Source organism: Tigheibacillus halophilus (assembly GCF_042683165.1).
Classification (GTDB): domain Bacteria; phylum Bacillota; class Bacilli; order Bacillales; family Amphibacillaceae; genus Tigheibacillus; species Tigheibacillus halophilus.
The window spans coordinates 1-17,864 of record NZ_JBHUIZ010000016.1; the positions used below are offsets into that span (position 1 = coordinate 1).

The 17,864-nt window shown below is 41.4% G+C and carries 21 protein-coding genes, 2 tRNA genes and 1 pseudogene; 18 read left to right on the forward strand and 6 right to left on the reverse strand.

The window, feature by feature from the left end; all coding sequences use genetic code 11:
- Positions 1-124 precede the first annotated feature (124 nt).
- Both ACFSMW_RS17895 and ACFSMW_RS17900 read left to right on the forward strand, forming a co-directional pair.
- A tRNA-Met gene (locus ACFSMW_RS17895) sits at positions 125-201 on the forward strand.
- A 4-nt stretch (positions 202-205) separates the two neighbouring features.
- Positions 206-282: transfer RNA gene (locus ACFSMW_RS17900), tRNA-Asp, on the forward strand.
- Between the two features lie 91 nt (positions 283-373).
- Here ACFSMW_RS17900 and ACFSMW_RS17905 read toward each other — a convergent pair.
- Complete coding sequence (locus tag ACFSMW_RS17905) at positions 374-970, reverse strand: DNA-3-methyladenine glycosylase (RefSeq protein ID WP_390357679.1); 597 nt, start codon at positions 968-970, stop codon at positions 374-376.
- A gap of 377 nt (positions 971-1,347) precedes the next feature.
- On the opposite strand from ACFSMW_RS17905, the gene tsaE reads away from it, so the two are divergent.
- The 5 genes from tsaE (at position 1,348) to ACFSMW_RS17930 (ending at position 5,571) form a co-directional block, all read left to right on the forward strand.
- Entirely contained in the window at positions 1,348-1,818 is a 471-nt protein-coding gene (gene tsaE, locus ACFSMW_RS17910; RefSeq protein ID WP_390357680.1) for a tRNA (adenosine(37)-N6)-threonylcarbamoyltransferase complex ATPase subunit type 1 TsaE, read from the forward strand.
- A gap of 1 nt (position 1,819) precedes the next feature.
- Positions 1,820-2,527, forward strand: coding sequence for a tRNA (adenosine(37)-N6)-threonylcarbamoyltransferase complex dimerization subunit type 1 TsaB (gene tsaB / locus ACFSMW_RS17915; protein WP_390357681.1), 708 nt, complete (start codon positions 1,820-1,822; stop codon positions 2,525-2,527).
- Positions 2,520-2,969, forward strand: coding sequence for a ribosomal protein S18-alanine N-acetyltransferase (gene rimI, locus ACFSMW_RS17920; RefSeq protein WP_390357682.1), 450 nt, complete (start codon positions 2,520-2,522; stop codon positions 2,967-2,969). The genes tsaB and rimI overlap by 8 nt, the downstream gene beginning before the upstream one ends.
- A complete protein-coding gene (gene tsaD / locus ACFSMW_RS17925; protein WP_390357683.1) occupies positions 2,966-3,976 on the forward strand; it encodes a tRNA (adenosine(37)-N6)-threonylcarbamoyltransferase complex transferase subunit TsaD in 1,011 nt (336 codons plus the stop codon). Before rimI ends, tsaD begins: the two co-directional genes overlap by 4 nt.
- A 422-nt stretch (positions 3,977-4,398) precedes the next feature.
- Positions 4,399-5,571, forward strand: a complete 1,173-nt coding sequence (locus ACFSMW_RS17930) for an FtsW/RodA/SpoVE family cell cycle protein (RefSeq protein ID WP_390357684.1) — start codon at positions 4,399-4,401, stop codon at positions 5,569-5,571.
- Positions 5,572-5,654: 83 nt separating this feature from the next.
- Here the strand turns inward: ACFSMW_RS17930 and ACFSMW_RS17935 are convergent, their stop codons facing one another.
- Positions 5,655-7,580, reverse strand: coding sequence for an ABC-F family ATP-binding cassette domain-containing protein (locus ACFSMW_RS17935; protein ID WP_390357685.1), 1,926 nt, complete (start codon positions 7,578-7,580; stop codon positions 5,655-5,657).
- A gap of 226 nt (positions 7,581-7,806) precedes the next feature.
- Here ACFSMW_RS17935 and moaC point away from each other — a divergent pair, with 226 nt between their 5' ends.
- The 3 genes from moaC to ACFSMW_RS17950 all read left to right on the forward strand — a co-directional run bounded on the left by moaC (position 7,807) and on the right by ACFSMW_RS17950 (position 10,173).
- Positions 7,807-8,301 (forward strand): cyclic pyranopterin monophosphate synthase MoaC, encoded by a 495-nt coding sequence (gene moaC / locus ACFSMW_RS17940; RefSeq protein ID WP_390357686.1) that lies wholly within the window; start codon positions 7,807-7,809, stop codon positions 8,299-8,301.
- A gap of 1 nt (position 8,302) precedes the next feature.
- A complete protein-coding gene (locus tag ACFSMW_RS17945; protein WP_390357687.1) occupies positions 8,303-8,944 on the forward strand; it encodes a redox-sensing transcriptional repressor Rex in 642 nt (213 codons plus the stop codon).
- 176 nt (positions 8,945-9,120) lie between these two features.
- A complete protein-coding gene (locus ACFSMW_RS17950) occupies positions 9,121-10,173 on the forward strand; it encodes a nuclear transport factor 2 family protein (RefSeq protein ID WP_390357688.1) in 1,053 nt (350 codons plus the stop codon).
- 107 nt (positions 10,174-10,280) lie between these two features.
- On the opposite strand, the gene ACFSMW_RS17955 is transcribed toward ACFSMW_RS17950, so the two are convergent.
- Positions 10,281-10,481: a YdiK family protein gene (locus ACFSMW_RS17955; RefSeq protein ID WP_390357689.1), complete on the reverse strand. Its 201-nt coding sequence runs from the start codon at positions 10,479-10,481 to the stop codon at positions 10,281-10,283.
- 5 nt (positions 10,482-10,486) lie between these two features.
- Positions 10,487-11,200, reverse strand: coding sequence for a CPBP family intramembrane glutamic endopeptidase (locus ACFSMW_RS17960; protein ID WP_390357690.1), 714 nt, complete (start codon positions 11,198-11,200; stop codon positions 10,487-10,489).
- A gap of 365 nt (positions 11,201-11,565) precedes the next feature.
- Here ACFSMW_RS17960 and groES point away from each other — a divergent pair, with 365 nt between their 5' ends.
- Both groES and groL read left to right on the forward strand, forming a co-directional pair.
- On the forward strand, positions 11,566-11,850 hold the full coding sequence (gene groES, locus ACFSMW_RS17965; protein ID WP_390357691.1) for a co-chaperone GroES: 285 nt from the start codon (positions 11,566-11,568) through the stop codon (positions 11,848-11,850).
- Positions 11,851-11,898: 48 nt separating this feature from the next.
- Positions 11,899-13,524 carry a chaperonin GroEL gene (gene groL, locus ACFSMW_RS17970; RefSeq protein WP_390357692.1) on the forward strand — a complete coding sequence of 542 codons (1,626 nt, stop codon included), beginning with the start codon at positions 11,899-11,901 and terminating at the stop codon, positions 13,522-13,524.
- Positions 13,525-13,593: 69 nt separating this feature from the next.
- Here the strand turns inward: groL and ACFSMW_RS17975 are convergent, their stop codons facing one another.
- Positions 13,594-13,926 carry a tyrosine-type recombinase/integrase gene (locus tag ACFSMW_RS17975; RefSeq protein ID WP_390357693.1) on the reverse strand — a complete coding sequence of 111 codons (333 nt, stop codon included), beginning with the start codon at positions 13,924-13,926 and terminating at the stop codon, positions 13,594-13,596.
- Positions 13,927-13,944: 18 nt separating this feature from the next.
- Here ACFSMW_RS17975 and ACFSMW_RS17980 point away from each other — a divergent pair, with 18 nt between their 5' ends.
- From ACFSMW_RS17980 to ACFSMW_RS18005, 6 genes are all read left to right on the forward strand, one after another.
- The gene (locus ACFSMW_RS17980) at positions 13,945-14,193 is read left to right on the forward strand and encodes an N-acetylmuramoyl-L-alanine amidase (RefSeq protein WP_390357782.1); all 249 of its coding nucleotides are present in this window, start codon (positions 13,945-13,947) and stop codon (positions 14,191-14,193) included.
- Between the two features lie 15 nt (positions 14,194-14,208).
- Positions 14,209-14,379: a hypothetical protein gene (locus ACFSMW_RS17985; RefSeq protein ID WP_390357694.1), complete on the forward strand. Its 171-nt coding sequence runs from the start codon at positions 14,209-14,211 to the stop codon at positions 14,377-14,379.
- 159 nt (positions 14,380-14,538) lie between these two features.
- Positions 14,539-15,075, forward strand: a complete 537-nt coding sequence (locus ACFSMW_RS17990) for a GNAT family N-acetyltransferase (protein WP_390357695.1) — start codon at positions 14,539-14,541, stop codon at positions 15,073-15,075.
- A gap of 236 nt (positions 15,076-15,311) precedes the next feature.
- Positions 15,312-15,665, forward strand: a complete 354-nt coding sequence (locus ACFSMW_RS17995; protein ID WP_390357696.1) for a VOC family protein — start codon at positions 15,312-15,314, stop codon at positions 15,663-15,665.
- A gap of 125 nt (positions 15,666-15,790) precedes the next feature.
- Positions 15,791-16,114, forward strand: a complete 324-nt coding sequence (locus tag ACFSMW_RS18000; RefSeq protein WP_390357697.1) for a MazG nucleotide pyrophosphohydrolase domain-containing protein — start codon at positions 15,791-15,793, stop codon at positions 16,112-16,114.
- A gap of 23 nt (positions 16,115-16,137) precedes the next feature.
- Complete coding sequence (locus ACFSMW_RS18005; RefSeq protein WP_390357698.1) at positions 16,138-16,710, forward strand: LOG family protein; 573 nt, start codon at positions 16,138-16,140, stop codon at positions 16,708-16,710.
- A gap of 957 nt (positions 16,711-17,667) precedes the next feature.
- On the opposite strand, the pseudogene ACFSMW_RS18010 reads toward ACFSMW_RS18005, so the two are convergent.
- A pseudogene (locus tag ACFSMW_RS18010) lies at positions 17,668-17,763 on the reverse strand (ImmA/IrrE family metallo-endopeptidase); the annotation flags it as partial.
- Positions 17,764-17,864: the final 101 nt, after the last annotated feature.

Below are 17,864 nucleotides of genomic sequence, written 5' to 3' on the forward strand. Positions count from 1 at the left end.
GAAGTTAAGCTCTTCAGCGCCGATGGTAGTTGGGGCTTTGCCCCTGCAAGAGTAGGACGCCGCCAGGCATTTGTACTTTCCATTCAGGAAGGAACAAGTTTCCATTTTACACATTTATTATTATCGCGGGGTGGAGCAGTCTGGTAGCTCGTCGGGCTCATAACCCGAAGGTCGTAGGTTCAAATCCTGCCCCCGCAACCAATTTGGTCCGGTAGTTCAGCTGGTTAGAATGCCTGCCTGTCACGCAGGAGGTCGCGGGTTCGAGTCCCGTCCGGACCGCCATTTTAAAAAATGATATACATACACAGCACATGACAATTATAAGTCATGTGCTTTATTTTATGTCGTTACATAAAAAACTACTAAGGATGGATCATTTGGAGACAAATTTATTTCCAGTGACCCAGAAGCGATATGGATAATCTTTCGCCTCTCCCGAGTTATCAATACCTATTCTGGTTCCTATTGATATATCTGGTAGTTTATTGGCTTTTGCGATAAAGAGTCCCGGCTCTGTAAATGAACGGCCATAATCCTGCATAGTGATTCCCATTGCCTGAGTCAATTTTCCGGGGCCGCTAGTAAGGTTTTGAAACTTGCTTACAGGCCTTCTTTTTAACATCAATTCAATTCCGGAATATGGTTCCAGCGCCCGGATCAAAACAGATTCCGGTTCACCTTTTGTTCCGCTGACAACATTGATGAGGCAATGGGTATGCATCACATGCGTATAAGCATATCCGGGCTCTCCAAACATAATTTCAGTCCGTTTAGTCCGACGGTTGCGGAAGCCATGAGCGGCACGGTCTTTTGCGCCAAGATAACCTTCTGTTTCGACGATGATGCCAGAAGTCACGCCATCCTCTGTATGTTTTACGAGCATACAGCCCAGGAGGCTTTTAGCAAGTTCAATGGTTGGTTTTTGGTAAAATGTTTCCGGGAGAGGGTATAGTTTAGATAGATGATTCATGTGGCTGTTTTCCTTTCTATGCGTTGTTTCAATCAATCGTTGTTACGGTTAGGCCGTATTTGTAATATACCCTTAAACAGCAGCGGAAAACAGGGAATTGCGGATTTACCGCAGGTCTGTAATAAAATACACGCTACATTATGGAGGCAGAAACAGCATGTTCTCTCCATCCAAGTAAAGTGAAATGAAAAGCCTGTTAAGAAATAGTTACTGCTAAAAAAAGCTGTTTTGAATAAATACTAACTCATCAATGAAATACTTTTTCCTTTTCGAGTTTTTTTTGCTATCATGAGTATAGTCAATATGCTGATAGAATGGGCAAATAATGTTTTGCCAGTAGATAAAATGAAGCGCAGCTTAAATAAGCAGGTGAAAATATGGGCTATGAATATCGTGCAGATTCATTGGAAAAAACAAAGAATTTAGCTGTCTCATTGGCGAAGTCATTAAGGCCAGGAGATGTGATTACACTGGAAGGTGAATTGGGAACTGGAAAAACAACTTTTACAAAAAGTTTAGCTTCTGGATTGGGTGTAGAAGCTACTGTAAGCAGTCCCACATTTACCATTATAAAGCAATATGAAGGGCGTTTACCCTTGTACCATATGGACGTGTATCGTTTGGAACATGAAGAGGAAGATCTCGGTTTTGAAGAGTATTTTCAAGGTGGCGGAGTGACTGTAGTAGAGTGGGCACAGTTTATTGCCGATTTTCTACCTGACGAATTCTTGAACATTTCCATTGCATATGAAGATGAAAGCTCACGAACTTATTCTTTTACCCCGAGAGGGAAGCACTATGAAGAACTTGTTGATCAGTTAATGTGGGAAATGAAGGAGAATGCTTAAGATGTACATACTTGCAATAGATACGTCTAATCAGGTGCTCGGTGTGGCGATCATGAAGGATGATGAAGTTGTTGGAGAAATGGTGACCAATATCGCCAAGAATCATTCCGTCCGATTAATGCCTGCTATTGATCAATTGATGAAGGATGTACAAATCACTCCTGAACAACTGGAAAAAATCGTTGTAGCGGAGGGACCTGGTTCTTATACGGGTGTCAGAATCGGGATGACAACAGCCAAGACATTGGCCTGGGCACTACAAATCCCTATCACAGGTGCATCAAGTTTAAAGGTACTTGCATATCAAGGTATATACTTTGATGGGTTGATCTGCCCTTTTTTTGATGCAAGAAGAGGGCGGGTATATACTGGGCTTTATCATCCTAGGGATGAGCGTTTACAGCTTGAGAAGGCAGAGAGAAATACAGATATGCAGGGATGGCTCCATGAACTGGCAGTAATTGGCAAGCCTGTGCTTTTCTTAAGCCCGGATATGGAGAAACACCGCGCAGCAATAGCATCGACTCCTGGATTAAATGCATTCATTCCACAAGCCAAAGCTTTACAAACCTCAAATCCTTCTCATCTGGTACTGGCAAGTGAAGAAAATAGTGCCGATGCCGTATATCATATGACTCCCAATTATTTGCGGCTGGCAGAAGCAGAAGCGAAGTGGCTAAAAGCAGAAGGGAAGAAGGTTGATGAATGAACCATTAATTCGACCCATGGCCTTGGCAGATATAGAAGCAGTGATGAAGGTGGAAACAGCAACTTACACCTCACCATGGGAGAGGCATATTTTTTTTCAGGAGCTTTCTCAAAACTTTCATGCGCATTATTATGTGCTTGAATTGGAGGGGGAAGTGATAGGATATGCCGGTATGTGGGTGGTAGTTGATGATGCGCAAATTACCAATATTGCTATTTTACCGGGATATCGTGGTAAAAAGTATGGAGAGCAATTATTCCGTTTCATGGTGGGTAAGGCGGTTATCCTTGGGGCGGTGCACTTATCATTGGAAGTGAGGGTTTCCAACCATATAGCACAGCGAATGTACAGCAAGTTCGGCCTTGTGGAAGGGGGCATTCGCAAAAATTATTATTCAGACAATCAGGAAGATGCGATTGTAATGTGGGTGACATTGAAATGAAAAATGCGACTTATATACTTGGAATAGAGACAAGCTGTGATGAAACTGCTGTGGCGATTGTAAGGAACGGTACTGAAATCGTCGCAAATGTAGTTGCTTCACAAATAGAAAGCCATAAACGTTTTGGCGGGGTAGTTCCTGAGATTGCATCACGTCATCATGTAGAGCAAATCACTGTGGTTTTGGAAGATGCTATGAAGCAATCCGAATTGAATTGGGAAGATATAAATGCAATTGCAGTGACACAGGGGCCAGGCCTAGTTGGTGCATTGCTGATAGGTGTAAGTGCTGCGAAAGCTTTGGCGTTTGCAAAGCAGAAGCCGCTAGTGCCTGTCCATCATATTGCAGGGCATATTTATGCCAATCGGTTGGTCCAGGAACTGGAATTCCCATTGCTTGCTTTAGTTGTATCAGGTGGTCATACTGAGTTGGTTCTGATGAAACAACACGGCCAATTTGAGTTGATTGGCGAGACTCGGGATGATGCTGCAGGAGAAGCATATGACAAAGTTGCCAGAATGCTTGATATGCCTTACCCGGGCGGGCCCCATATAGACCGGCAGGCTGCTGAAGGAAAAATCAGCATCGATTTTCCGAGAGCCTGGCTGGAACCAGATAGTTTCGACTTCAGCTTTAGCGGATTGAAGTCAGCAGTTATTAACACTATTCACAACGCACGACAACGTGGAGATAGATTGGAAAAAGCGGACATAGCCGCAAGTTTCCAGGAAAGTGTTGTGGACGTATTGACGGCGAAAACGCGAAGGGCCGCTGAATTGCACCAAGTCAAGCAGGTACTGGTAGCTGGAGGCGTCGCGGCGAATAGGGGACTTCGTACAGCGCTTGAAAAAGCATTTAAACCGATGGGCATTCCGCTTCTCATCCCACCAGTCAAATTGTGTACAGACAACGCCGCAATGATTGCTGCAGCAGGAACCATTGCATATGAACAAGGAAGAAGAGCTGGACTGGAGTTAAACGCTGATCCCTCCTTATCGCTCCAATAGTTTATGACAAATATATTTACGGCCATCCATGTCATGAAATGATGGCCCATTTTTATGCACAAATGTTTATCCACAGGTGTGTGAATAATAACTGAATATGTGATAAGTAAAGTAATTGTGGGTGTGGACCTTTTTGTGCATAATTTTGCCTTGTTCTGTGGATAATGTGGATTACTTTGTTAATATGTGATTATAACAACGTTCAGTTGTTAATAGGTTTGTGGATAAGTTCAATGATAATGTTCCTAGGCTTTCAGGACATTTCCTGGATCTGGAATGGCGTGAGGAAAATCCAGCGGCTAACCCTTTTAGCACAATGGTTCACTTTATGAAAAATGTGTTTCATATGCTACAATGTCAATATGCATTTTGGAAAAATATTACTGTTTGAATTGAGGAATGAAAGAAACTGGTGATAAGGTATGTCAAACAAACAATCACATTATTTGCAATTTGACTTTATCCTTTTATTCATGCTGTTTGCCGGCGTCAGTCTACTGGCGATTTACAATGCACAGCAGCTGGAACAATATGCTGGCAAAAATTTTGTTGTGTTACAGATTTTTTGGTTTGCAGTCGGAGCAGGTATTGTAGCTCTGATTCAATTGTTCGATTTGGAACAGTTATATAAAATTAGTCTTTTTGCATATATTTTTGGGGTTTTGCTATTGGCCGTTCTCCTTGTGAGTCCGGAAAGCATTGCGCGGACAATTAACCATTCCAAGAGCTGGTTCACTTTGCCAGGATTCTCCATGCAGCCTTCAGAGTTTGCCAAGATATCCACAGTGCTTTACTTTGCGGCAGTTATCAGTAAACATAAAGAAAAATACCCCAAGTCGAATTGGAAAACAGACGTATTTTTGTTGCTTAAAATTGGAATGATTGTCATCGCTCCTGTTTTACTAATCAATATGCAGCCTGACTTCGGTTCTTCCATGGTGTATTTGTTTATCGCAGCTGTTTTTGTACTGTTGTCGGGTATCGATTGGAAAATCATTGCTACGCTTGTTTTGGGCGGAGCAGCAGTGTTATTTTCTGCGCTTTGGGTCATCGTCACCTTTCCGCAGATGTCTGAACAGGTGCTTGGTCTCGAACAATACCAAGTTCAGCGTGTGCTCACATGGTTTGATGCTTCAGGGCAGACAAGTGATGACACGTTCCATTTCGACCGCTCGCTCTCGGCCCTTGGGTCTGGGCAGCTTACAGGAAAAGGGATGAGTGCCCTGCAAGTGTCCTTGCCGGAGGCACACACTGATTTTATCTTTTCAGTGGTGGGGGAAAGCTTTGGATTTGTAGGGTGTGCTATAGTCGTTTTCTTGTATTTTCTATTGCTTTACCGTATGTTGATGCTTGGATTAAATAGCTTCCATTTCACCATGTTCGGCGCTTATATTTGTTTTGGATTTTTGAGTTTGATCTTTATCCATGCTTTCCAAAACATCGGGATGATTGTGGGGATCATGCCGATAACAGGAATCCCGCTCTTGCTGCTGAGCTATGGAGGCAGTTCAGTCATGTCGTCGATGATTGGACTTGGGCTTGTATATCGTGTCGCCGTGGAAAATACGATGCAGAATGATTACTTATTTAAATAGGAATCAAAAAAGGCGGGCCCTATGTTTTGCGGGCCCGCCTTTTTTTAGGAGCAGTGACAGTTTTCTCTACTGTTCAATCTTTTCTATTCTTCCTGCAAAATCTCCCATGCCTGCATTTCTTCCTCTATTCTCGATTTGATTTCTTCGCTTTGACGGGTCAATTTCAACGACATTTCATGATCCTGGAAAATTTCCGGCTCTGCCATTCTTTCTTCGAGTTGGGATAGCTCATTTTCAAGCTGATCGATTTTTTCTTCTATGGCTGCAATTTGTCTTTCTCTTTTTCGTTTTTCGCTTTGCAGTCTTTTTTCTTCTTCAAAGCTAAGCCTGTTTTCAGATGGGGCTGTCTTGCCCTTGCCGTTTGTTTGTTCCAAGGCTGCCATTTCCAGCTCTTCCTGTTTCTTAGCAATGTAGTAATCATAATCTCCAAGATAGATGGTGGCACCGCCCGGCTGCATTTCCACGACATGATCGGCAATTTTATTAATGAAATACCGGTCATGGGATACAAATAAGATGGTACCTTCAAATGCAGTTAATGCAGATTCCAGTACTTCTTTACTGTCGATATCCAGATGGTTGGTCGGTTCATCTAATACAAGCAAATTCGCTTTTTGCATTCGCAGCTTCGACAGGGCCAGCCGGGCTTTTTCCCCACCAGATAAAGAGTGGACGATTTTTAACACATCATCCCCTGAAAAGAGAAAATTGCCAAGCACTGTACGTATATCTTTTTCATTGGTGGTGGGATAGTCATCCCATAGCTCATGCAGCACCGTTTTGGAAGAAGAAAGGTCAGCTTGTTCCTGGTCATAATAGCCGATCTCGACATTTGTACCTACCCGGATTTCCCCGGAAGCCGGTTTCAATTTGCCGATGACATTTTTCAGAAGCGTGGTTTTGCCTACACCATTTGGACCGACTATGGCAAATCTGTCTCCGCGGTGGAGCTGCATATCGAGATGGCGAAACAGAAATTCTTCCGATTCATCATAACGAAAAGAAAGATTTTGTACGGATAATACATCATTGCCGCTGCGCTTATTCGCTTGAAAAGCGATACTTGCTGATGATTCTTCGCCGAGCGGTTTGTCGATACGTTCCATTTTTTCCAGTTGCTTACGCCGGCTCTGTGCGCGTTTTGTAGTGGAGGCACGTACAATATTTTTCTGAATGAAGTCTTCCATTTTTTTAATTTCTGTTTGCTGTTTCTCATATTCATCCAATTCTTGCTCGTATTGAAGAGCGCGTTGTTCCAAATAAGATGAGTATGTGCCGTGGTATTTTTTTATATGATGGCGCGACACATCATAAATGATGGAAACGGTCTTGTCCAAGAAATAACGGTCGTGAGAGACGATGACGACCGCACCCGGATAGCTTGAAAGATACCCTTCCAGCCATGTCAGTGTTTCAATATCCAGATGGTTGGTCGGTTCATCCAATATTAATATATCTGGTTTTGCAAGAAGCAATTTACCGAGTGCCAATCGTGTTTTCTGACCGCCGCTGAGTTCATTGATCACGGTGGCTTCATCGTAATCACCAAAATGCAACCCGTGCAGTACTGTACGAATTTCTGACTCATAATTGTAGCCGCCGGCTTTTTCAAAGGCATGCTGCAGCTGGTCATAATTTTTAAGCAGCTGTTCATAATCATTGGAACTCAAAGCCGCAGCATTGGCCATTTTTGTTTCTAACTCGCGAAGTTTCTTTTCCTGTTGAAGAATATCGGTGAAGACTTCCAGCATCTCATCCCAAATGGTATGCTCTGATTCAAGGCCGGTATGCTGAGATAAATAACCAGTACTGACATCCTTCGGTTTGAAAAATTCGCCCGTGTCATACGATTGCAGGCCGGCCATGATCTGAAGCAGGGTAGATTTTCCCGCTCCATTTCTGCCAACAATAGCCATCCTGTCTTTCATTTTTACTTCCAATTTGATATCGGATAATATTTCATCGGCTCCAAAGGATTTGGAGATGCCGTTGAGTTGCATCAAAATCATACGCTTTCACCTCTATTGATAAATCCTCCCACATCTCAGTGTATCTTAAAGGGAATCAACTGGGCAATCCTTTTGTGAAAAGAATCACGACTTCCGAACGATTTTCTGCTAGAATAGGAATGAGATCTTTTGAACTATTTGCTTTGTTCTTGGTTATTATACATTGGGAACGACAAAATGATATCAGAAATAAAACATATTAGTGAAGGGAAGGATGACGGTACAGATGGCTGAATTCACACATTTTAACGAGCAGGGACATGCCCGAATGGTTGATATCAGCGGCAAAGCGGACACAGAACGTACAGCGTTGGCTGCAAGCAGTATTTTCGTCAATGAGGAAATCCATGAAGGCATCGTGAAGCAAACAATAAAAAAAGGCGATGTACTTGCTGTTGCACAAGTAGCGGGAATCATGGCTGCCAAAAAAACGTCTGACTGGATACCGATGTGCCATCCGCTTTCACTGAAAGGCGTCGATATATCTTTTAGCTGGGAGCAAGCGGGAGATACGTATGAATTGAAAATAGAAGTCTTTGTAAAAACCAAGGGAAGTACCGGGGTGGAGATGGAGGCGCTGACAGCCGCATCTGCGACGGCATTGACAATTTATGATATGTGTAAGGCATTGGATAAAGGGATGGTTATCGGCCAAACATATTTATTGGAAAAGAAGGGCGGGAAATCCGGGGATTTCCATCGGGGCATGAAGGAGGAGTAATATGGAACGCAAAATTCCACAAGCCACTGCAAAGCGTTTGCCGCTTTATTATCGTTTTTTAAATAATTTACAGCATCAAGGCAAATCACGGGTTTCATCTAAGGAGCTGAGTTTGGCTGTCAAGGTTGATTCAGCGACTATTCGCAGAGATTTTTCTTATTTTGGCGCTTTAGGCAAAAAAGGATATGGCTATAATGTAGAATATTTATTGGGTTTTTTCCGTAAAACATTGAACCAGGATGAATTGACGAATGTGGCAATCATCGGTGTTGGTAATTTAGGTACAGCATTTTTACATTATAATTTCTTGAAAAATAATAACACCAAAATCGTGATGGCATTCGATGCAGATCCTGAGAAAGCGGGCCAGGATGTTGAAGGAGTCCCTATTTATTCAATCGATGAGCTGGAAGAAAAACTGAAGGACGTGAAAGTGGCTATTCTGACAATCCCCGCGCAGGTCGCAGATGCTGTCACCGAGCGATTGGTCAATTGCGGGATCGAAGGCATTCTGAATTTCACTCCCGCCAGGATCAGTGTGCCAAGTCATATTCGCGTACATCATATCGATTTGGCGGTTGAACTCCAGGCATTGGTATATTTCCTGAAGCATTATCCTTTAAATGAAAAAGAAGAAATATGAGCATAACAACCTGGCAGCGGATTTTCGCTGCCAGGTTTTTTTATGTACAGGATAGTCATGGGTATTAAGGCTCAATATTTTGAAAAGATGGTACTTTCGACATCTTCTATTCATCGCTTGCATTGGCTATGATGAATTGGTGAGAAAAAGAAAAACGTAGAGGAGAAGTGCAAACAATGTGGGGTAAAAAACTGATGGCTCTTTGCGTGATGCTATTACTGAGCTTGGCTATTGCTGCCTGTTCAGACAACGCCAGCAAAGATAAGAAGGATGAAGACAAAACGAAAACAGAAGAAAAGGGCAGTAAAGTTGCTGCGGCAGAAAAAACAGAGACAGACAAAGAAAAAGAAAATGCTGTCGCTAGCGATGAAGTGTTATTTGCTGTATTGGATGCTAATTTGCAAGCATACAAAGATAAAGACCTTGATGCGTACATGGACACGATCCATAGTGGATCTCCTGTGTTCGATACGACCAGACAACAGATGGAAGCGATCATTGACAAAGATCTGGACATGGAAATCACGGATATGAAAGTAGAAGAGAAAAACGAGGATAAAGCAAAAGTGAGTTATGTGCAACGGACTGTAGCGAAGGAACCAATTCCCGAATTTAAAAACAATGAAGTGAAGGGTTATCATGAACTGCGCCAGGAAGACGGCCAATGGAAAATTTACGCCTCACAGGCGAACGATGTGACGTATCTGGATGAGGATGGCAATCCGATTGATGAAGATACGATTGCAGAAACGCAGGCAAGTGCTGATAATGGTGAAATGGACGGACAATATGCAGATCAGCTAAAGCAGATGCAGCAAACCATCGCCATGAAATTGACGGTAGCGGAATATACTGAAGATGATGGCTTTGCTTCCGCACTTTTCACCATTGCTGATGGGAAATATAAGGATAACCAGGTTACATTGGAATATGTAGCAGGTGCCAAGGGCGAGCTTTCACCGAAGGAATGGATGGAGCTTGTGCGAGAACAGTATACAGCACAGGTCGGCGACAAGTTCGATTTGCAAGTTTACGATACGACGAAGAATGAAACGATGTTCGAATTGGTTATCAAAGCTGACGATGACCAGATCGATCAGGCACAAATCGGCCGTGTTTTCTTTAAAGGGAATGATTTGTACGCAGTGACATTCGGTGCTTCAGGGGCGGATGAAGTCCCTAAAGAAGTCAAACAGGATTTGACAAAGGTATTGAAAAAGGTGAAATAGGAATCGATCAAACGGGTTACTCTGGAAAAGACAGCATGTCTCAATCAAAAGCGAATGTCTCGTTCAACCAAAAAAGCGTCCATCGCCTGGACGCTTTATATAAAAAGTTATTTTTTTTGATCCCGTTTCAGTTTAAAATGCAATCCTATTAATTTGAACCCCATGCCGAAATCCAAGGTGGCAATCACTGCCAATAACATAGTAGTGATATTCCACATCGTGTCATGCGCGCTGCGGACCGCAAAAAATATGAATAAGGCCCCCATGGCGAAATATAAAATAGCCCGGCTGATAAGAGATGAAATCATAAAAGTTATCCTCCAATAATTTGCTGCTGTATGAAATTCATTTGCTGTTCCAATTTTTCCATTTTTTCCGGGGTCAACAACAGCTGCCCCAATACTGCGGTCGTGTTCATCCCCATATGAACAAGGATTGGAACGATAATCCGTTTTGTCTTGACATATAGAAATGCAAATGTGAGCCCCATAGAAGCATACACCAGAATGTGTTTAGGGTCTTGATGGATAACAGCGAAAATGACTGATGAAATCAATGCGGCTATCCAAAAATTGGTGCGGTTATACAATGCTCCGAAGATGATTTTTCGGAACAGGATTTCCTCCAAAATCGGTGCGATCAACACAGGAATGACGTAGAATATTGGAAATGCTTTTGATATATCCATGATATTTTTCGTGTTTTCCGATTCTGTTTTTATACCGAATACATGGATTTCAATATTTGCAGCTAAAGCTTGTGCTGCCAGTGCCATAAATACGCCGCCGATTATCCATCCAACCGTGGTGCCTGTGGCGGATGCGTCCGGGGATACTCCTTCCTTCATATCCGGTTTCATCAATAGAAGGAAGACGACAAGGCCGGCGAGGAAACTGAAAATGGTAAAGTAAATGATTGCCTCGGCCTCTGTCAGTTTAAATAGAAAGTAAAATAAAGGGGCGCCAAGAATTACGGAAAATTGCATAATCACGTAGGAAATGACTACCCACCAATAGCGTTTTGTCAAAGTATAACCGTCCCTTTCGAAATTGGAATCATCTATTCATTGTATGTGCTTGAACATTTTTTATTTCAAATCCAACTTTATTTATCATGCACAATGCTATAATATAATTCATTCTAACATATTACGGATATCGGAGGCGACTGTGGTCATCCAGAGCAAAAAAAGAAAAAGATTTTTCGTTTGGCGATTCGGGAATTGTCAAACGGGTGGCTGCGAGATTTGTCTAAAAAAGCAGAACGAAATTGAAGTGCAATGCTTGCAATTTCAGACAGAATTAATTATTATAATAATGGTGTTAGCACTCAGTTGCTTTGAGTGCTAAATTTAAAAAATACTTTTTGATAGGAATTAAGGAGGTTGTCTACATGATTAAACCACTAGGAGATCGTGTTGTCATCGAGCTCGTAGAACAAGAGGAAAAAACAGCAAGCGGAATCGTATTGCCAGACTCTGCAAAAGAAAAACCGCAGGAGGGCAAAGTTGTTTCAGTTGGATCCGGCAGAGTTACTGACAGCGGTGAAAAAGTAGCGCTGGAAGTAAAAGAAGGAGACCATATCATTTTCTCTAAATTCGCCGGCACCGAAGTGAAATACGAAGGCACTGAATACTTAATTCTTCGCGAAAATGACATTTTGGCTATTGTTGGTTAATAGAACGATTGAAATAAACTTGAATGAATCATAGGGAGGGCATTTTATATGGCTAAAGAAATTAAATTCAGTGAAGACGCTCGTCGTGCAATGGCACGCGGTGTAGATACATTGGCAAATGCTGTAAAAGTGACATTGGGACCAAAAGGACGCAACGTCGTATTGGACAAGAAATTCGGTTCCCCGCTAATTACTAATGACGGTGTAACTATTGCCAAGGAAATCGAATTGGAAGACCATTTTGAAAATATGGGTGCACAATTGGTTTCTGAAGTAGCATCTAAAACAAACGATGTTGCCGGTGACGGTACAACTACTGCAACTGTTTTGGCGCAAGCGTTGATTCAGGAAGGTTTGAAAAACGTCACTTCTGGTGCAAACCCTGTAGGTATTCGCCGTGGTATCGAAAAAGCGGTTGAAGCTGCTGTATCCGAGTTGAAAGTGATCTCCAAGCCAATCGAAGGCAAAGAATCCATCGCACAAGTTGCTGCTGTTTCTTCTGATGATAAAGAAGTCGGCAATCTGATTTCTGAAGCAATGGAGCGCGTTGGCAACGATGGTGTTATCACTATTGAGGAGTCCAAAGGCTTCAATACTGAGCTTGAAGTAGTCGAAGGTATGCAATTCGATCGCGGATATGCTTCGCCATACATGGTTACTGATCAGGATAAAATGGAAGCAGTACTTGAAAATCCTTATATCCTTATCACAGATAAGAAAATCACAAACATCCAGGAAGTATTGCCTGTATTGGAACAAGTTGTTCAACAAGGCAAACCGCTTCTGTTGATTGCTGAAGATGTAGAAGGCGAAGCACTTGCTACACTCGTATTGAATAAACTGCGTGGCACATTCAACGCTGTAGCTGTAAAAGCTCCTGGCTTTGGTGACCGCCGTAAAGCAATGCTGGAAGATATCGCTGTATTGACTGGTGCAGATGTTATTACAGAAGACCTTGGTCTTGAGTTGAAAAACGCATCTGTAGAACAGCTGGGCCGTGCTTCTAAAGTAGTTGTTTCCAAAGAAAACACTACAATCGTAGAAGGTGCTGGCAATCCAGAAAACATTGCTTCCCGTGTGACACAAATCCGTGCACAAGCAGAAGAAACTACTTCTGAATTCGATAAAGAGAAATTGCAAGAGCGTCTTGCTAAACTTGCTGGCGGTGTAGCAGTTGTTAAAGTCGGTGCAGCTACTGAGACAGAATTGAAAGAACGCAAGCTTCGCATTGAAGATGCTTTGAACTCAACTCGTGCTGCTGTAGAAGAAGGTATTGTTTCCGGTGGTGGTACTGCTCTCTTGAACGTATACCACAAAGTGGAAGAACTCGCTTTGGAAGGCGACGAAGCAACAGGTGCAAGCATCGTACTTCGCGCACTGGAAGAGCCAGTACGTCAGATCGCTCACAATGCTGGTCTGGAAGGATCAATCGTTGTTGATCGCCTGAAACGCGAAGAAGTTGGCGTTGGTTTCAACGCAGCAACTGGCGAATGGGTAAACATGGTTGACACTGGAATCGTTGACCCTACAAAAGTTACGCGTTCTGCATTGCAAAACGCAGCATCTGTAGCGGCTATGTTCCTGACTACTGAAGCTGTGGTAGCAGACCTGCCTGAAGAAAACGCTGGTGCGCCAGCAATGCCTGACATGGGCGGAATGGGCGGCATGATGTAAGGAACGCCTTATCCATTGATATACAAAGGTTTGAAGGTCGCGAGTTTATCTCGCGGCCTTTTTTTGATCTTATTTATCAATTTTGAGGACATTTTTTATAAGGTTTCCGAACTTTTTAGCATCTTGTTTTCGGACAGCGTCGGTCGTATGTAAATATACTTGTTTAGTTGTTTCATCATCCGAGTGCCCTTGTCGTTCCATTATTCGTTCGATACTTACTCCTGCTTCCGCAAGCAATGAAGTGTGAGTATGTCGTAAAGAGTGTGGGGTTAGTTCTTCATTAAGTTTAGCTAACTTTAAAATACGTGCCATGCGTTGCTGAATTATTTTTGGATAGATCGGATAATCTGCATACCGACTGGTGACAAAAATAAATTTTTCGTTGTGATACTCAGTGCCCACTTCTTTTTTTAGCTGCTCATCCTTTGGCTATCAGACCGCGTTAAGAAAAAACCAGACTTGCATGTGGTGCGTAAAACCAATATGCCAGCGGTACTCACTGAAGACGGCTTTATTGATAATAAAGCTGATTCGGATAAGATGAAAGATCAATCTTGGATCAATAAGGTTGCACGTGGCCATGTTAATGGATTAGCTAAAGCATTCAATTTGAAAAAGAAATCCGACGGTGGTTCTGGTGGCGGATCAGCGAAAAACAAAGTATGTTGAAGTATTGGCACCAGCTTGTGGATATATGATAAGCCTGATTGGCACGCTCGCTATCAGATAGTTTCTAAAGGAGAAGTATTCACCATTAAGAAAACGATTATGGTGGCCGGAGCCAAAATGCATCAGCTGAAATCTGGTTTGTATATTACAGACAATCGTAATTACGTCCGGGTTTATACAAAATAATAAAAACACCCCAAGTGTTAGTTTTTTACTCTAACATTTGGGGTGCGGCACCTATGCGGGGGCTAAATACATATCACTGCATATTTTTTCGATTTGTCTAATAGCTTTTATTGTGGTAAAAGTGATATAAAGGGTATTGTAGAATTAGGAGCTGTATAGATGAAATTTGTTATTAGACAAGAACGGGAAAGTGACTATAAATTAACTGAGAAGGTTGTAAAGATTGCCTTTGCTTCTGCAGATCAAAGTGATCACAATGAGCATAAGTTAGTTTCACGAATCAGGCAATCTGATGTATTCATTCCTGAACTATCCTTAGTGGCTATAAATAAGGATACTAATGAAATACTGGGGCATATACTTTTATCTAAAGTGCTAATTGTTAATGGCAATCAAAAGACAGGGTCATTAGCGCTTGCACCTGTTTCTGTTTTACCTAACTACCAAAATAAAGGGGTGGGGAGGGCTTTAATACTCAGGGCGTTAGAGAAGGCAGGAGAGCTTGGATTTCGGTCGGTTATTGTATTGGGTCATCCAGAATATTATCCGAAATTTGGCTTTAGGAAGTCTTCTCTGTGGCAAATAAAAGCGCCATTTGAAGTGCCGGAAGAAGCATTAATGGCTATTGAATTACAAAAAGGTTCTCTTGATAATGTCTCTGGTGTAATTCAGTATCCGAATGTCTTTTTTGAATAAGGTTTTCCATTAACAAGCACATAAAAGCAAGGAGAAAATGCCCTCACGCTTGTGGGGGCTAAATACATAAGTGCATATTTTTTTGATTTGTCTATTGCCCATCATTGTGGTAAAAGTGATATAAGGTTATTCAGTTACGCCATTTATTTGAATAAAGCAAGGGATAGGTGTTGAACAGAAACTAGGGAATTGTTCCAACAAATGATTTCACGTTTTTTTAAAAAGGGGGATTTAAATTGGGTAAAGTAATTGGATTTGAATTAAGTAGTCAGGAACCAGAAAAAGCAACAAAATTTTATCCCGAAGTATTTGGATGGAAGATTTCTGAACCAAAATGGGATTATTGGGCCATTTCCACTGAAAAAGATACTGAGAATAGCGGAATTAATGGTGGAATAAGTAAAGGACCTAACGATTATCCACATGGAACACGAATTCAAATTGAAGTCGAGTCAGTGGATGAAGCTATCTATAAAGCGAAAGCAAACGGGGCAATGGTGGTACGAGAGAAGATGGATTTCGATGAATTCTACCTCGCTTATTTAGTTGATCCAACGGGAATTGGCTTTGGTCTCATCCAAAATAAATGAAACAGGTTTATTAAACAAAAGAGCGCGATTGCTCAACAATGGTATTCGATTATCGGGTCATTTAGTTGAAGGTGCCTTGAATAATAATTTGAGTTTTATTTTGTATGAGTTGGGAGGAATATCAAATGGAAGCAAAGGAATTTCAAAAGTGGATTGCTGAATATTATAAATCAAGAGGTTGGGCTGATTTAGATATTTTTGTACGTATCGGCTTCCTGTCGGAAGAGACAGGGGAAGTCGCTAGAGCAATAAGAGCACTTGAAATAGGACGAGATCGTCCAGATGAACAAGCCAGTTCATTCACTGAAAATAAGAGTAATTTAACAGAAGAACTAGGGGATGTACTAGGTAATGTAGCAGTCATTGCGAATAAATACGATATTGATTTGGAAGAAATCTTCCTAGAACATAAACGTAAACTGTCAAATAGATATTATCTAGAACAATAAACAAGAATGAAGGTGTGATTGGAATGGAAATTAAAAGTCTTGCTGTGTTTTGTGGATCAAGTAAGGGATTAAACAGCGTTTACATAGAGCATGCGGAAAAGTTCGGTAAAGAGTTAGCCAACAATAATAAGACCTTAATTTATGGTGGCGCACAAGTCGGATGTATGGGTGCATTAGCCGACGCTTCTTTACACAGTGGCGGTAATGTAATAGGGGTGATTCCTGAAAAACTAAAAGCTGTAGAAATTGCTCATGACAGATTAACAGATTTGCATGTAGTTAATACAATGCATGAACGTAAATCAAAAATGGCAGAATTAGCAGATGCATTTGTTGCTTTGCCTGGAGGGTCAGGAACATTAGAGGAATGGTTTGAAGTATTTACTTGGTCGCAACTTGGTTATCATGCAAAACCCTGCGGATTGCTAAACGTTAATAATTTTTTTGGCCCTTTAATCAACATGTTAGATCATACAATAGAACAAGGGTTTATGAATGAAAAATACCGAGAAATGATAATTGTATCCTCAAATCCCAAAGAGTTATTAGAAAAAATGGATTGTTATACTCCGAACCATGTCGTGAAATGGACATAGATAATATGTGTTCTATTGCCACAAACAGGCGCGATTGTTTTAACTGCCATAAAGGCATTGCTGGCTTTTTTCTTGCTGTGGGGGCTTACTATTCATCCATAATAATTTTTTCCTATCCCCTCGACTAGGAATGTAAGTTCTGGTTAAAGAAATCAAATGTTCTTATTGAAGGGGATAGAATGTCAGCAGTACCAAAACCAACAAAAACAAAGAAAAAATCTACACAATATCCACAACTAACTGAAGGTGAGTATATTGAGATTGGATAAAAGTTGGCTGAAGCATATGAGTTCGGAACGCAAATAACAATTACAACATTTTCAAATAGGAAATATGATAAATTTGGGGAACGGTAAAGGGAGTTAATCAGGAAACAAAAATGATCACTTTTGATATTGGGGAAATTGACTTTCTGAAAATTAGTGTTAACGGATAAAATACAGACCATAAATTGCCCCTTTAAAAAATATAAATGGGTAGAAACAGAAAACAAATGTTCCCTATTCCATTTTTGGAAAAACGCTTTGCGAGCATGGTTTTTACATAAAAATAAAAACCTGTAGATCCCGTAACCACATGAGCGGCATGATGTAATTCTCGATCAAACGCTGATACAACAATGTTTAATAGTTTATGTGATGCCAAACAACCAAAAACGTCACATTTTTAGTTAAAATTAATTTTTTCCAAGATGTTTCCGTACGAAGTTGTTCTGATTTTGACGGAAGCATCTTTTTTTATCTTTTTAGTAACGTGTGAGTAAATCTTTAGAGTTGTGTTTCCATAATCGTAGCAAGAGGTCCACACCGGCTTCTGTCACCATGCTGATTTCATCACAACATATTCCGTATAATTGTAAAGCACGTCTAGCATGAAAGTGGGGATGCAACAATAATAAGCAAATCGGTCTGCCTGCCATACCGGCAGTTGGATAAGCAACAAATCTAAACGTCTCCACTATCCATCATGCCACAGTACGTGACACAATTCATGTGCAAAACCCTGTCGCTGCTGTTCTTTTGTAAGTCTTTCTATAAATATGCGATATTTCCCATAACTGAAGCTTGACTCGTTTGTTCATACCAAAAGTGCGGGAATATTCATCTTTTTAGATAAGATTATCATATCTAAATGCCTTGAGTTACTAATAGATA

Bases quoted from the DNA above. Each gene is read 5' to 3' on its own strand.
- ACFSMW_RS17905 (WP_390357679.1), bottom strand. From the start codon at position 970: ATGAATCATCTATCTAAACTATACCCTCTCCCGGAAACATTTTACCAA.
- tsaE (WP_390357680.1), top strand. From the start codon at position 1,348: ATGGGCTATGAATATCGTGCAGATTCATTGGAAAAAACAAAGAATTTA.
- tsaB (WP_390357681.1), top strand. From the start codon at position 1,820: ATGTACATACTTGCAATAGATACGTCTAATCAGGTGCTCGGTGTGGCG.
- rimI (WP_390357682.1), top strand. From the start codon at position 2,520: ATGAATGAACCATTAATTCGACCCATGGCCTTGGCAGATATAGAAGCA.
- tsaD (WP_390357683.1), top strand. From the start codon at position 2,966: ATGAAAAATGCGACTTATATACTTGGAATAGAGACAAGCTGTGATGAA.
- ACFSMW_RS17930 (WP_390357684.1), top strand. From the start codon at position 4,399: ATGTCAAACAAACAATCACATTATTTGCAATTTGACTTTATCCTTTTA.
- ACFSMW_RS17935 (WP_390357685.1), bottom strand. From the start codon at position 7,580: ATGATTTTGATGCAACTCAACGGCATCTCCAAATCCTTTGGAGCCGAT.
- moaC (WP_390357686.1), top strand. From the start codon at position 7,807: ATGGCTGAATTCACACATTTTAACGAGCAGGGACATGCCCGAATGGTT.
- ACFSMW_RS17945 (WP_390357687.1), top strand. From the start codon at position 8,303: ATGGAACGCAAAATTCCACAAGCCACTGCAAAGCGTTTGCCGCTTTAT.
- ACFSMW_RS17950 (WP_390357688.1), top strand. From the start codon at position 9,121: ATGTGGGGTAAAAAACTGATGGCTCTTTGCGTGATGCTATTACTGAGC.
- ACFSMW_RS17955 (WP_390357689.1), bottom strand. From the start codon at position 10,481: ATGATTTCATCTCTTATCAGCCGGGCTATTTTATATTTCGCCATGGGG.
- groES (WP_390357691.1), top strand. From the start codon at position 11,566: ATGATTAAACCACTAGGAGATCGTGTTGTCATCGAGCTCGTAGAACAA.
- groL (WP_390357692.1), top strand. From the start codon at position 11,899: ATGGCTAAAGAAATTAAATTCAGTGAAGACGCTCGTCGTGCAATGGCA.
- ACFSMW_RS17990 (WP_390357695.1), top strand. From the start codon at position 14,539: ATGAAATTTGTTATTAGACAAGAACGGGAAAGTGACTATAAATTAACT.
- ACFSMW_RS18000 (WP_390357697.1), top strand. From the start codon at position 15,791: ATGGAAGCAAAGGAATTTCAAAAGTGGATTGCTGAATATTATAAATCA.
- ACFSMW_RS18005 (WP_390357698.1), top strand. From the start codon at position 16,138: ATGGAAATTAAAAGTCTTGCTGTGTTTTGTGGATCAAGTAAGGGATTA.